The 14,759-nt window shown below is 40.6% G+C and carries 13 protein-coding genes and 1 riboswitch; of the genes, 2 read left to right on the top strand and 11 right to left on the bottom strand.

Features of this window, described 5'->3' with window-relative positions; all coding sequences use genetic code 11:
* Positions 1 to 18 precede the first annotated feature (18 nt).
* The 9 genes from JCM9152_RS03575 to JCM9152_RS03535 form a co-directional block, all read right to left on the bottom strand.
* Entirely contained in the window at positions 19 to 333 is a 315-nt protein-coding gene (locus JCM9152_RS03575) for a DMT family transporter (protein WP_035340986.1), read from the bottom strand.
* The gene (locus JCM9152_RS03570; RefSeq protein ID WP_035340984.1) at positions 333 to 674 is read right to left on the bottom strand and encodes a DMT family transporter; all 342 of its coding nucleotides are present in this window, start codon (positions 672 to 674) and stop codon (positions 333 to 335) included. The genes JCM9152_RS03575 and JCM9152_RS03570 overlap by 1 nt, the downstream gene beginning before the upstream one ends.
* Before the next feature lie 183 nt (positions 675 to 857).
* A riboswitch (guanidine-I (ykkC/yxkD leader) is annotated at positions 858 to 954 on the bottom strand.
* A 63-nt stretch (positions 955 to 1,017) separates the two neighbouring features.
* Complete coding sequence (locus JCM9152_RS03565) at positions 1,018 to 2,208, bottom strand: DUF4317 domain-containing protein (protein WP_035340982.1); 1,191 nt, start codon at positions 2,206 to 2,208, stop codon at positions 1,018 to 1,020.
* 240 nt (positions 2,209 to 2,448) lie between these two features.
* Positions 2,449 to 3,582: a glycerate kinase gene (locus JCM9152_RS03560; RefSeq protein ID WP_035340980.1), complete on the bottom strand. Its 1,134-nt coding sequence runs from the start codon at positions 3,580 to 3,582 to the stop codon at positions 2,449 to 2,451.
* Between the two features lie 404 nt (positions 3,583 to 3,986).
* A complete protein-coding gene (locus JCM9152_RS03555; protein WP_035340978.1) occupies positions 3,987 to 5,585 on the bottom strand; it encodes a xylulokinase in 1,599 nt (532 codons plus the stop codon).
* Positions 5,586 to 5,960: 375 nt separating this feature from the next.
* On the bottom strand, positions 5,961 to 7,388 hold the full coding sequence (locus JCM9152_RS03550) for a sugar porter family MFS transporter (protein ID WP_052015538.1): 1,428 nt from the start codon (positions 7,386 to 7,388) through the stop codon (positions 5,961 to 5,963).
* A gap of 297 nt (positions 7,389 to 7,685) precedes the next feature.
* The gene (locus JCM9152_RS03545) at positions 7,686 to 9,266 is read right to left on the bottom strand and encodes a response regulator transcription factor (protein WP_035340976.1); all 1,581 of its coding nucleotides are present in this window, start codon (positions 9,264 to 9,266) and stop codon (positions 7,686 to 7,688) included.
* On the bottom strand, positions 9,263 to 10,687 hold the full coding sequence (locus JCM9152_RS03540) for a sensor histidine kinase (RefSeq protein ID WP_052015536.1): 1,425 nt from the start codon (positions 10,685 to 10,687) through the stop codon (positions 9,263 to 9,265). The genes JCM9152_RS03545 and JCM9152_RS03540 overlap by 4 nt, the downstream gene beginning before the upstream one ends.
* On the bottom strand, positions 10,684 to 11,685 hold the full coding sequence (locus JCM9152_RS03535) for a sugar-binding protein (RefSeq protein WP_035340975.1): 1,002 nt from the start codon (positions 11,683 to 11,685) through the stop codon (positions 10,684 to 10,686). The genes JCM9152_RS03540 and JCM9152_RS03535 overlap by 4 nt, the downstream gene beginning before the upstream one ends.
* A gap of 160 nt (positions 11,686 to 11,845) precedes the next feature.
* Here JCM9152_RS03535 and JCM9152_RS03530 point away from each other — a divergent pair, with 160 nt between their 5' ends.
* A complete protein-coding gene (locus JCM9152_RS03530; RefSeq protein ID WP_035340973.1) occupies positions 11,846 to 12,583 on the top strand; it encodes an MBL fold metallo-hydrolase in 738 nt (245 codons plus the stop codon).
* A 97-nt stretch (positions 12,584 to 12,680) separates the two neighbouring features.
* Here the strand turns inward: JCM9152_RS03530 and JCM9152_RS03525 are convergent, their stop codons facing one another.
* Positions 12,681 to 13,025 (bottom strand): hypothetical protein, encoded by a 345-nt coding sequence (locus JCM9152_RS03525; RefSeq protein WP_035340971.1) that lies wholly within the window; start codon positions 13,023 to 13,025, stop codon positions 12,681 to 12,683.
* Positions 13,026 to 13,397: 372 nt separating this feature from the next.
* Between JCM9152_RS03525 and JCM9152_RS03520 the strand changes: the two genes are divergently transcribed.
* A complete protein-coding gene (locus JCM9152_RS03520) occupies positions 13,398 to 14,189 on the top strand; it encodes a phosphotransferase (RefSeq protein WP_035340968.1) in 792 nt (263 codons plus the stop codon).
* A 141-nt stretch (positions 14,190 to 14,330) separates the two neighbouring features.
* Here JCM9152_RS03520 and JCM9152_RS03515 read toward each other — a convergent pair whose 3' ends face one another.
* On the bottom strand, positions 14,331 to 14,750 hold the full coding sequence (locus JCM9152_RS03515; protein ID WP_035340966.1) for an alpha/beta hydrolase family protein: 420 nt from the start codon (positions 14,748 to 14,750) through the stop codon (positions 14,331 to 14,333).
* Positions 14,751 to 14,759 lie beyond the last annotated feature (9 nt).

Below are 14,759 nucleotides of genomic sequence, written 5' to 3'. Positions count from 1 at the left end.
TGCTCTTACTTTCCCTTTTTAAGAAACCCACTTTAATCCTACCGCTGATCCTAACACCATAAGAATAAACAACAGTCGCTTCCAACCTTTTGGCTCATTATATAAAAGCATGCCAATAATTGCTCCGCCAGCGGCGCCAATTCCAGTCCAAATGGCATAAGCTGTCCCCATTGAAATTGTTTCCATCGCATAAGCAAGAAAGAGAAAGCTTAACCCAAATCCCGCTATTAACAAAGCAAGTGATAGTCTTTTTCGATCATTATGCCATTTATTGATCATCGCAACACCAAAGATTTCACAAACACCTGCTATAATTAAAAATATCCATGCCATCAGGATTCAACCCCTTTCTGTGCGTGATCCTCTGTCACTAACTTCAAACCAATAACACCTAGTAATAACAGTACAATAAGAACTAGTTTCACCCCTTTAAAAGGTTCGCCAAAAAAGATCATTTCAGAAAAAACCGTTCCCGCTGTACCGAGCCCAACAAATACGGCATAAACCGTTCCCACTGGAAGTCTCCTCCCGGCCATAATGAGCAAATAGAAGCTAATAATAATGGCTATCATCGTCCCTGCCCAACCCAAAGTGCCATCAGCATGCTTTAAGCCAATAACCCATAAAACTTCAAAAAAAGCTGCAACAAACACTTTCATCCAATCTCTACTCATGAAAATCCCCCTCCAATAAGAAAAACGTGTTAGCGTCTTTTCTTAACTGCGTTGTGCGGAGCCAACGCTCTTCTTCGGATGATCTCGCTAACTTCTTCGATTTTCCTTACATTTCCTTCCTCGAATTTTATACATTCTTATCCTTTGACAAAAAGAAAAAGCCTGAGAGATCACTAAAAAAGTATCTCCCAGGCTTTTATCCTTCCGTGACACAGCATAGCTGTGAGTTTTCTCTCGGACCAGACCAACAAAGCGTTGCGGAACCCTAGAAAACATTTATTCTATGCAATTCATTTTTATTATACACCGTTTCATGGTGGTTGCAAGTGGTATACACAGTCTCTTACTCTCCCAAGTCATCCGCCTTTTCAAACAAAACCTCTGGAATCATATCAAATCCTTCAATTTTCGTCGTTTCCTCCACTTCAATTAATAAGCATTGTTTGCCATTCACATGAACTTGACGTACATACCGTAAATCCTGTGGACTAATGGATATATCAGCGATTTTCGTCTTTATTTTAATTGATTTAGACGTATATTTGGGAACGATATTATTGGCTTTCAACTCATATTTCTCATCGTCAATGACGCTCTTAAAGGCAACTTCCACTTTATCCTGATCGACCTTTTCAATACCGCTACTTGTTAATACTCTCTCGACATCGCGGTAATCTAATTTCGGTACTTCCTCTTCCTCATTTTCTTCCATGATTCGGTTTACCTCATCGTATACATTCGACAATGTCCTTGTATTCATTTGATCGCCAGCAACGCTGCGAACAATTTCTTCAAATGCATCTTTGTCATCTTGCGCTGTCATGATTTCTTCAGCATTAATCACGTCTTCAATGAAATCCTCGTTCAATTCATTCGACTTGCCTGTTGAATAAAGAATATGGTTCACATCTGAAGCATGATCCGTTATAGAAGGAAACAGGAAGCCTGTGATTGGCGCTTTTAAATCGATGATCGGATCGACGACTACATTATATTTAAACTCTTTTTCAACGTAATCAAACAGCAATTCCTTCTTCGGATCTTCCGTTCGATTCATACTACATAGGATAAATGGATGAGAATACACCGTGTCTTGATTACTTCCCTCTACCTCTTCACTTTGACGCTTCATCGGCTTTCGGTACTCACCACGAATAAACGTAATCACAACATCCATTTCATATTGCTTATCCTTCAGCATCTTTTCAACGATTTGTAGCATCTGACTCGTCCATTGCTCGGTATCTTGACTAATCAGCCCATGATGAAGAATGAGCTGGCTACTATTTTCCGCATCACGCTTAAACTTCAACTCAAACAGCTTCTCGTCCAAATTCCCAGAAAGGACCTTCTTGAAATTAATCATGAATAACTCTTTCTGTTCATCCTCTAATAGCTCAAATGCTAAGCATTGCTGATGATACACCTCACTTGATTCTTTCATAATGTACACGTTAAATATTTCTTTTATCTCTAATTTGTCATTGTTCACTCTAAACTGTCTACGCATATGGGCGATGTCTTTTTTATTCAATCTATATTCCACTCCTACTTTCAATATCAACACTCATTTTACCATAGATGCGTGAGATTTCAGTGAGAGGATTTACATAGTCTATTCAGTTTACTTTACCCCCTTAAACACAAGGAACCTTGGCAGAATAAACACTATCCACCAAGGTTTTTATTTCAATATCTATCTAAATACAATAATAGGAATCATGCATATCAAAATCAAGCGGAATCCCATACGAACTCCTCCTCATTCACATGCTTATGACTTTGGCAGTAATACTGAAAATACATTCATTACCGTCATCCTTAACCATTTTTCACTATTTTCAAGAGCTTCATCTATCGAACACGTTGTTTGTACGATGGAAAAAGCAGCTGTAATACCGATCTTCTCTAACGTTTTTGGACTCAAATCCAATTGACCACAAAACGCAATAGTCGGAATAGCCAGTCTTTTTGTTTCTTCACCAACTCCCTTAATCACCTTTCCTGATAAAGTCTGACTATCTAATTTCCCTTCTCCAGTCACAACTAGATCCACATTTTGCAATAATGATCGAAAATGAACCTCCTCCATCATTAAATCAATCCCCGATCTCATCTTTGCCTGAAAGAAATGAACAAGAGTTGCGCCAATCCCTCCTGCTGCACCACCACCTTTTATAGAAAAAAGAGAGGAACCATTCAATGTCTTTACGACAGAAGCAAAGTGAGCTAAGTTCTGATCAAGCAGCGGAACCATTTCATCTGTAGCTCCTTTTTGAGGTCCAAATACGACCGACGCCCCGTTTTTTCCACAGAGAACATTTGTCACATCACTTGCCACCAAAAAGGATGATTCGTTAATCCTTTTATCGAAATGAGACAAATCAATGTATGATAGTGCTGATAGCGCGCCTCCACCTAGCGGAAGTTCTTCACCATTATTCTGTAAAAGCCGAGCCCCTAACGCTTGTAAAATACCGGCTCCAGCATCGTTAGTCGCACTTCCTCCTAAACCAATAATAAAGCGCCGATATCCGTGATCAAGAGCAGCTTTAATAAGCTCTCCTGTTCCATAGCTAGTTGTAATGAGTGGGTTTCGTTCTTTTTCATCTAAGCGTAGTAAACCAGATGCTTGTGCTACATCAATGACAACCGTTTCACCATCACCTAATACACCATAAAAAGCTTCAATTTCCCGATTAAGAGGATCGTGAACCTTTATCTTGATTCGTTTTCCATCTGTCGCACGCACCATATTTTCGGTTGTCCCTTCACCACCATCAGCTAATGGAACCATTTTTATATTGATAGAGGAATCGATCGAATGAATGGCTTCCTTGATGGTCTGACAAACTTGATTAGCATCAAGCGAACCTTTGAAAGAATCAGGAGCAATTAGTATATTCATATAAATAGCACCTACCCATAGTTATTGATTTTGATTGCGTAGTCTAACTTCAGCAGAATTTCCCTCAATAGCTGCTTAGAAAGGGGAATCCTCATTCCCCTAAATAAGGAAAAATCCACTTCCTGAGAAGAAAAAGGAATCCTCATTCTTTTATTTAAGCTAAATAAGACCAAAAGGAGCAATAAAATCCAAAATAGAGGAATAAGGAACCGTAACAACATGAAAAAGTGAGATTCAGAAAAAATAGAGGAATAAGGAACCGCATATAGCACTTGACCGATGCGCCCCGTCTCTGTCCATCCTACAGTCCATCGAAGAAATTAAAATTGAGAACCACATATAAATTCCTTAGCAACCAAAAGAACGACAGGACCACCCCTATCGTTCTCCACCTACCTCTTTATCTATTGATGATTTTCAACCGCTGCTCGCTCAATGGCTAAACCTCGCTTGTAACGCTCCATGAATTGCTCATAACCGGCTACATCTGCTGGATCTGGTACGATCGTTTTCACTTCTTGATCAACAAAGACGCGCTCATTTAAATAGTCTTCTAACGTTTCATCGTTCTTTTTGTTGATCATATATGCTCCAAGTAGAGCCATTCCCCAAGCTCCGCCTTCACTGGCTGTTTTCATGATAGAGACAGGGGCATTCATAGCCGCTGCTAGAATCGATTGGCCAACACCTTCTGTCTTAAAGATTCCACCATGTCCTAGAAGTTCATCTAATTTCACATTCTCTTCTTTCGTCAAAATATCCATCCCGATCTTCATCGCACCAAATGCTGTAAATAATTGCACGCGCATGAAGTTCGCTAAATTAAAGTTACTTTCTGATGAACGAACAAATAGCGGACGTCCTTCTTCAAAATGAGTCATATGCTCTCCAGACAAATAACCATAGGACAAGAGGCCGCCACCATCTGGATCACCTTGAAGAGCTTGCTTGAATAACGTTTCGAATATTCGGTTTGTGTCCGTTTGAACACCCATTGCCCCTAGAAACTCCTCAAATAGCCCAACCCATGAATTTAAGTCAGATGAGCAGTTATTCGAATGCGCCATCGCCACTAAGTTACCTGTTGGTGTTGTGACAAGGTCAATTTCCGGGTAAACCCTTGATAAATCCTTCTCGAGTACAACCATCGCAAAGGCTGATGTCCCTGCTGACACATTACCTGTACGCTTGGCAACACTATTAGTCGCTACCATTCCCGTACCTGCATCACCCTCTGGCGGGCAAAGTGGAATTCCAGGCTGCAATTCACCTGTAACATCTAGTAGCTTAGCTCCTTCAGCACTCAGCAAGCCGGCACTCTCACCTGCTACTAGCACACTTGGCACGATATCCTCTAGCTTCCAATTGATTTGCTTTGCAGTGACCTTTTCATTAAATTGTGCAATCATCGTTTGATTGAAATCCTTCTTGCTCAAATCAATAGGAAAGATACCTGATGCTTCTCCTACTCCTAGCACTTTCTCCCCTGTAAGCTTCCAATGAACGTAGCCAGCTAGAGTCGTTAGAAATGCCACATCATTTACATGCTCTTCTCCATTTAGAATCGCTTGATATAAGTGTGCAATGCTCCAACGTTGTGGAATCGGATAGTTAAATAGCTCCGTTAACTGCTTAGAAGCTTGCTCCGTTATATTGTTGCGCCACGTACGAAATGGAACTAACAGCTGATCTTGTTGATCAAATGCCATGTACCCATGCATCATCGCACTAAAACCAATCGCTCCGACCGTTTGTAACGTAACACCATACTGCTGCTTCACATCGTGAGCCATCTTTTGATAACTATCTTGTATGCCCTTCCAAATTTCCTCAATACTGTATGTCCAAATTTGATCGACGTAACGATTCTCCCAATCATGACTGCCTGTTGCAATGGTAGTGTGATCTTCCCCAATCAGAACTGCTTTAATCCGTGTTGATCCAAGCTCTATGCCAAGTGACGTCTTCCCATTTTGAATCGCATTTTTCACATCAATACTCATACTATCGCCTCCACTAGATTCATAGCCTTCTCATCCGTTTCTTTTTACATGGTAATATCCATAAATAGAATCAATTATCTTGTACGTATATTTAAATTGATATGTTTATATTACTAAAATTAGTACGTACATTCAAGCGTTTAACGAAAGACTTATTCACGTTTTCTCTATTATATTATGCTAAGCTATTATTCAATCATACTAAATTGTATAAGAAAAATGTGCTAACGTCTTTTTTAAAATGGCGTAATGTAAAGTCGTTACTAAGGCTTTTAGGTTCAACTAAGAATTTTATCCCTTCTAATTTTCACAAAAAAGAATTGAAGCCTTTATAACTAGGCTTCAACTCTAGAAAGATCAAAATAAATTCATCTATTATTTATTAACCACTTCCTGCACACTATTTTCAGTAAATACATTCTTCTCAGGCTCTGCTGCGTTCTTTTTCTTCAACCAAATTTGCCCGATTTCCTCGAGTGTCTTGTTCTTCGTTTCAGGAACGATCGTCATAACAAATGTGAAGCAAATCGCATTAATAACAGCAAACATCCAGAACGTGAATGCTCCACCCATATTATTAATTAAAATCGGTGTGAATTGACCAATTGCCCAGTTTGCTCCCCAAAGGAACATTGTCGCAATTCCCACTGCTTTCGCACGCAAGTGGTTCGGGAAGATTTCCGGAATCATAATCCAAGGAATAGGTCCCATTGATACACAAAATGCTGCGGTGAAGCCCGCTATGAATATGATGAGTAAAGGACCACTACTAGCCGGTTCAAAATAGAAGACGCTACCAATTAACACCATGAACAGTGCCATTAAAATCGAACCAACTGCCATGAGCTTTTTACGTCCAAGCTTATCAATTAATAATAGAGCGACAATCGTAAATAAAACTTGTACACTACCGATGATACTTGTCGCCAAGAACTCGGTATTATTTTCAAAGCCTACACTACGAAAAATGTCTGGTCCATAGTATGTGACCGCATTCATACCTATCACTTGGTTAAAGAGAGCAAGGAATATCCCGACACCCATCGCCATACGCAACCCTGGCTTTAGTAGCTGTTTAACAGAAGTATTTTTCTCTGTTTCAATCGAGACTTTAATCTCCTTCGCTTCCTGCTTTGCGACTTCTTCTCCATTAATACGCGTCAATGTTTGAAACGCTTCCTTCTCACGCCCTTTTTGAATTAAATAACGTGGACTTTCTGGAATGAAGAACAATAAGACGAAGAAGATTAACCCTGGCAATACGCCATAGCCTAGCATCCAGCGCCAGCCTTCCTCTAATCCCCACGCATACGTACCACTGTTGGCCACTGCATAGTTAATGTAAAACGTTGCACAAATCCCGAAGATCGTAAATAACTGATAAAGCGAACCGAGTCTTCCACGAATTTTCGGCGGTGCACACTCACTAATATACGTCACAGACAGAGCCGACGCGAAACCGATTCCAAAACCACCAATAATTCTCGCCACAATTAGCATCGACACACCTGTTGCAAAAGCAGAGCCAATTGCCGAAATAATAAAGAGCACTGCTGATAAGAACATAATATTTCTTCGTCCGTATCGATCACTTAAGAATCCAGACAGTGCCACCCCGAGCACACCACCGACCATCACACAGGAAATAACCCAACCTTGCATCGCAGGTGTTAACTCATAGCGCTCAGCAAGAAAGCCAATCGCCCCTGAAATAACCGCGGTATCAAAACCATACATAAGCCCCGCTACCCCAGCCGCAACTGCAATTAATATGACATACCATGATGACTGTTTCTGTAACATTGAAATCCACTCCTATCTTTATCACGTACTACTTCTATATCTCATTTAAGTGAATCATTGAAAATCGACATAGTCTAATGCCCTAGCACCCCCTGTTTCTTCTCTAAATGTTGTCGTTTTCATTATTCATTTCATAACGCTTAAAACGTTTACAGACAATGTAACATAGTAAATCTAGCTCAAAATCATAATCACCTGCACATTTTTGTTATCACCTAGACAAATTTGTAATGGTTTTCATATAAACGTCGTTGTCGTTCTATAGCAACAAATTAAGGCCACGGAAAAAGTTTCGTTTTAACTTTTTCCGTGGCCTTGATACTTGCCTCGATATTCTCTCGGACTCATACCTGTTTCCTTCTTAAATACGCGACTAAAATAATTCGGATCCTTATAGCCGATCGTCAAGGCAATTTCCTTTAATGGCGTTTTCCCGTCTAACAGTAAGTCCTTAGCCTTAGTCATTCTCGTATGTGTAACATATTCAATAAACGTCAGTTGAAAATGCTCTTTAAAAAGCTTGCTTAGGTAATAAGAGCTCAGCCCTACTCTTTCAGCTGCCTCTTCTAACGTAACGGCTTTATGATAGTGACCATCAATATATTCCTTCGCTTGTAGAAGTAAACGATCGACACCGGTCGTCCTCCATTCTCCTAACCGTTCAATAATGACGAGCAAATGTGTCTTCGCGCGTTCCTTGATTTGCCTAGCTGTTTCTAATTGCTCAAAGCTCATCTGAACATCATCGTCAAAGCCAAGCTCATTCATCGCTCGCGCTAACACGGTAAAGAAGTTTTCGGTCGCCTTTTTTATCAATTCAATCTTTGAATGAGACGCTTGCTGAATGAGCTGGAAATACGTATCAAACAGCTGCAGCCCCTGCTGGCTATCGCCTGTTTTAACCGCATGCATAAGCTTCTTCTCTACTTCATACGGAACCAGCTCTTTTCGCTGCTTACGTAAATGACTACTGTAAACCATATAGGCGGCACGTTCATGATGATAGACCAATTCTAAGGCATAGATCGCTTCTTCATAGGATTGTGAAAAATGTTGAACATCCGATACAATCGAGCCGATTCCTGCCAACAGTCGACAGCCCTCTAGTTGCTTTTGCACCTGATGAATAATCGCTCCTGCTATATTCTGCCTTAGCTTCTCCCCCGCTCCATCTTCATCTGTTAATAAAATAAAGCTCGGCACTTGAAACCCCGTTAATGGTCCGACAAGTGCAGAAACACCCTCCTGATCCATTGTCTGTTTCAACACTTTATACCAGCGACTCTTCTCTTGCCTATTAGGGTGAAGCTTCTCAGAATCAAATGAAAAAACAACGACAAAGCCTTGCTTTTGATCAAGATCGAGCCACTTTTGCCAATCCTCCCGCTCAAACTCATGAACATGATCGAGCATTAATGAAACGATCAATTCCATTTCGATAAAGGAACCAACTCTCTCTACTCGCTGATTCAGCTCTAATACTTCACTCCCTTGCCTTCGCTCCTCCTCAATCTCTGCTACCATTCGATCGAAGGCCTCAAGCACTTCAGACACTTTACTCGGCTTCAGCAAATATTCCTTAATACCAAACTTCATCGCTTGGCGTGCATAATCGAACATATCAAAGGCAGACACCATAATACATTTCACATTTGGCTCGATAGCGAGAATTTGCTCAATGGCTTGAAGACCATCAAGCTGCGGCATTTTAATATCCATAAAAATCAAGTCTGGCTTCTTATCTCGTGCAAGCTCAACAGCCTGCTTACCATTTTGCGCTTGTGCTACCACTTCAAATCCCGAGCGGTTGTTTGATAGCATAAGCTCCAAGCCTTCCCGTTCAAGCGACTCATCATCTACTAGCATTACCTTTATCAATGTCTCTCTCCTCTCTCCTGTTTTGTTACGTAAATCCTTACAGTTGTGCCACTGCCACGCTCAGAGTCAATATGGAGTTGGCTTTCCTTATCAAACAACTTCAACCTAGTCATGACGTTTCTCATCCCGATACCAGTCGAATGGCCAGAGCCTCCCTTCCTATTAGCGTGAGTATCCAGTAATCGATCAATCGTTTCCTGATCCATCCCGACACCATTATCCTTAATTTCAATACAAACCTTCTCATTCTCCTCACGAATCGATAAAACAATATGAGCTCCTTCGCTCATCTCTTCAATCCCGTGCATAAAGGCATTCTCAATAATAGGCTGTAGCGTTAAGCATGGAATAGGCGTCGATAAGCACGCTGGATCAACATCCTCTACAAACGTCACCCGATCACCAAAGCGCGTCTTCTGAATAAAAAAGTATTCGTTCACAATTCGAACTTCATCCTTCAATACCGTCTCTCGATTCAAATTGCCAATATTATAACGCAGCAACGTTGAGACCGATGAGATCAAATCACTTGTCCGCTCTGCCCCTTCGATATAGGCCGTTTTCGAAATGGAATTCAGCGTATTAAAAAGAAAATGAGGGTTAATTTGATTTTGTAAGCTTTTCAATTCCATTTCTTTAAGCGATTGCGCTAACCTCGCTTTTTCTTCGATATCTGTCACAGATTGCAAAATGTTCCTCTTCATTTCATTGAACGTCTTCGTTAAAAACCACAGCTCATCCTTCCTTGCTACAATGACATCTTCACCTGAATAATTCCCTCCAGCAATGCGTTGAGCTGCCTTCGTTAAACGTCCGATCGTCCGCGTAATTCCATCGGAGAACCATAAGGCAAACAGGACACTCAATAGAATAATCGAACCAATAATCGCCGTCCCCATCTTTTCTGTATAGGAGATTTTCGCTTCTGTTAATAGCGATAGCTCTTTATAATCTGTCAATTCATCATTAATCAATTCAAGCGTCTGTTCATGAATATAACCTGCGATGATTTCTGCTTCATTTAACGAGAGTGAATATTGCTGGACATCTCGTCGCTCAACACCTTCGACCGTTTGATCTGTCTGTTCAAGAAAGCTACTAAGCAAATTCAAATAGTTCTTCTTAGCAATACCATCCTTTTCTGTCCTCTGAAACTCCTGCTGCAAGCGAAGGAGCTGGGTTTGATCCTCTTCATAATAGGAATGGTTTTGCGGTAATGGTTCATGGACATAGATTTGCAATGATTGAAACGTTTCACTCGTCATTCTCGTCAGTTCATTAAGCAATAGAAGCTGTTCAACACTTTCATCATTCAACTCCAGCACCCGCTGATGACTTTGCTCGCGAACGAAAAAGACGAGGACAACTAGCAATAAGAGTGCGACAAAATAAATAAGTAGCTTCGTCCGAATCTTGATCATAGCGACTCACCCTTTTCACGCTTCCAGCTATCTATGTTCGATCTTCGGATAATGGATGCATTCGTATGATAAATCTCGTCCACCACGTCCCCCTGAATAAGATCAAGCATCATCTCAATGCTTCTGTAGCCCATTTCGAGTGGCTGTTGCTCTACTATTGCATCCAACTCGCCCGTTTCGAGTAATTGAATGTTTTCCTCCAATGGATCAAACGTCATGACGTACAAGCTCTCCTGCTTCTGAAGCGTTTGGGCGGCTGCCACGATTCCTATGCCATCCCACGAGCTAGTCCCAATCATCGCCGTAATCTCATCATGCTCACTTAACATCGTGTATGCCTTCTCCTCAGCCTCCACTCTCGTAATGTTCGATTCTTCCACCGCTACAATGTCAATTCCATCAACCTTTTCAATCGTATCCTTGAACCCTTGAACACGTAGCTGATGATGCGTATTGTCAAAGCTACCCGTTATTATTCCTACCGTCGCCTGTCCGTTCGTATCTTCAATTAATGCTTCACCGGCTAATTGACCAGCTACATAATTATCCGTTCCAATATAAGCAGCACGTAAACTCTCTGGCGAGTCTGTATCTATTGTCATCACAGGAATGCCTTCATTTACAGCTTGATTAATCAACGGTGTGAACGACTCATTTAACGCCTGCACAATCATTCCGTCAACCTTGGACTTAATCGCCATATCTAACAGCTTCAGTTGCTCCTCCGGATTCGAACGGCTTGGCCCCTTATACTCAACAAACACATCATAACGCTCTTCGGTCTGCTTCGCCCCTTCTCCAACTAAACGCCAATAATCATGATTCATCTCCTCACCGATTAACACAAAGTGATAGGTCGGAAGTGATGAATCAGGAGCGATCTCATCATCAATCCTATGTTCATACGTTTGCACTTGTTGATAATAATAAAAAGAAAAGCCAATCGCTACAATAAGCAACGAAAGTAAGACATAATAATGAATAGGTTTCCGATTCATGTTGCCCTCCTGCTCAATCCTATAATAAGTAGATGCTTGTATGTTACGCTTATTACAGGAATGAATCAAATGTTTCGTTCATTCATGGGGCACACTGTCTAATAAGTCACACACAATTAAAGAGTCATTCCAAAAGAGAAGCCTCTTAAAGGAGATCCGTATGAAAATAACCATTATTGGATTTTGGGGTGCATACCCTGAGAAAAACGCCGCAACGTCCTGCTATTTACTAGAACAAAACGATTTCCACTTGCTCATTGATTGTGGAAGTGGAGCCTTAGCTCAATTACAAAATTACTTACCTTTGCACAACTTAGACGGGCTCATTCTCTCCCACTATCACCATGATCATATAGCCGATGTTGGGAGCTTACAGTATAGTAGGTTAATATATAATCAATTACACAAGTCATCTACCCTCTTTCCAATCTATGGACACAATAAGAACAAAGCTGCATTCAAATCGTTACATTTTCACGATGTGACTGAAGGCCATGTTATTGAAGAAAACAAGCCCGTCCAAATCGGACCTTGGCAGGTAACCTTCTGCAAAACCGAGCACTCTGCCTATTGCTTAGCTATGAAATTTCTAGATCCAACAACAGGGAAACAGTTCGTCTACACAGCCGATACGTTTTGGTGCGATGAGCTTGTCACATTTGCAGCAGGTACCGATCTTCTCATCTGTGAAGCTTCCTTATATGAAGATACGCATGCAGCCAAAACAGGCCATATGACCCCTGTACTCGCCGCAAAGCTGGCACGTGAAGCGAATGTACAAACGTTAGTGCTCACCCACCTGCCTCATTTCGGCGACCATCGAGATTTAGTAAAAAGGGCGAAGGAAGTATTTGATGGCGAGGTAATACTCGCAAAGGCAGGATTGTCTTTTTCATAAGGTTCGTAAAAGGACACGCCAATCTTTAATCGAAACCTCATTCTTACAGAAGGCCTGTTTCTTCTGTATAGCGAAATGAGGTTCTCCTTTCTCAACGTTAACTATTAGTGGAGTGACCTGCTTCGGCGAACTGACTATCGTAAATCTTCATCCACCTCTCCTTGTGCTCATATAAGAATATAAATAAAGCTATTTGTCCGATAATAAATAAGAATAAGCCTAGTACGAGTCCAGCAATAATTTCAAACCAACTTACAATCAAAGAAAGTTGAAACCAGCTACTTATAGCAATCACACTTAAGACAACATGAATACACGCTGCGATCGTCGAATGCACCTCAAATTTTCCCGTATTTTGAATCATGAATGAGCCATAAAACCCACTAACAAAGACAGCTATTCCCATATTCATCGTATACAGGACAAATGTTAGTTCAATCATCTTTCCATCTCCCTCCAACAATTACGTCGTGCTTAGTTGTTACATTAAGGGCACTGAAAAAGTTTGGTTTCTAACTTTTCAATTACCCTCTACATTAAAGTGGGTTGACGTGCTCTGCCTGCATCCAACCTTGTAACAAATGGAGCCGACACATCTCTTTTAATTAAGCCATTCCCTCATTTGTACGCCCGACAAACTAGGATCATAACTAAAATATTGGTAGAAGCTCTAAGATTTTTTTATCATTCTTCCAGCAAATAATGAAAGGAACGAAACGTCTTTTATCGAATATTACTGGTATGTCAATGAAGCTAGAAGTCCGTTCTTGTAATAGGAGTAGGTGAGTCTTAAGAAAGAAAGGAGGATTTATCGATGGGAAAGCATGAAAAAGAGTCATTGCTTACAGGAGGAAATGTGTCTAACGTTTATCGTTTAGGAGATACGGTGCGACGAGATTTAAAGCGAGACAGTATGAAAATCCATTCTTTATTAAAGCATTTGGAGAACAAAGGTTACCATTACGCACCAAAATTTTTAGGTATTGATGAAAAAGGGAGAGAGGTATTATCATTTATTGAAGGTGAAGCTGGGAATGACCCTTTAAAAGCATACATGTGGTCTAATCAATCTCTGAAAGAAATCGCGAAAATGTTACGCCTTTACCATGACGCTGTAAGTGACTTTCCATTATCAGATGATTGGCAGCCGATAGACAAAACTCCCCCTCATTTCGAAGTGCTATGCCACAATGATTTTGCTAGATACAACATTATTTTTAACCATGAAAGACCCGTTGGCATTATTGACTTTGATGTTGCTGGTCCTGGTCCAAGACTTTGGGATATCGCTTATACACTTTATACATGTGTCCCTTTAAGTAGGTTTTATCTATCTGAAGCTGGTGAAAAGGTTTATTATGAAACGTCACAGCATGCGAACCGTGTAAAACAAAGAGTTCAACTGTTTTTTGACTCTTATGGTGAGACAAGGAAAGATGATTATTTGGAAACGGTATTATTACGATTAGAAGGTTTATGTCAAACCATTGAAAGGAAAGCCAATGAAGGTGATCCTGCCTTTCAAAAGATGATAGAAGAAGGGCACCTTGAACATTATCAAAACGATATGGCGTTTATTCAAACGTATGGACGAGAGTGGGTTTAATCGTGGGCGTTGATTTCTTCAAGCTCTATAACATTTATCATACAAACGGAAAAGCGTGCTTTCCTCAAATTGAAAGCACGCTTACTCTAAGATTGATCACACTTATGCTCAACATGCAGACTACTTATAATAAAAGTGACCCTAAAGAAATTTATTTAACCATTCAAAAATGCGATTATAATAATCCTCTACATTTGCTTGACACCACGAACCCTGAGAATGCTCTTCATCATACAGGACCAATTGCGCTACTTTATCTAATCTATTTAAGGATGAAAATATGGGGCCTGCTTCCGCATGACATATATGATCTCTCGTCCCTTGCACAATTAGAACAGGCGTGTTAATTTTATGAAAATCAAAGATTGGTGAATTTCTTATAAAACGCTCTCGTTCCTCCCATAAAGTAGCACCCATATTCGCTTGGCCACCCTCTACCCATCCGTAATTAAAATCAGGTATTGCATTCGTTAAGTCAACTTGTGTATAGCTGCTAATTAAATTACCAATTCCTGCAGAAACTACCGCCACCTTGAATTGTGGTAATCGAAAATCTAACAATTTTATTTA

Source organism: Halalkalibacter hemicellulosilyticusJCM 9152, from assembly GCF_000513115.1.
Taxonomy (GTDB): Bacteria; Bacillota; Bacilli; order Bacillales; family Bacillaceae_D; genus Halalkalibacter; species Halalkalibacter hemicellulosilyticus.
The sequence above is the reverse complement of the archived record's forward strand: the minus strand, read 5'-3'. Positions and strand labels throughout refer to the sequence as shown.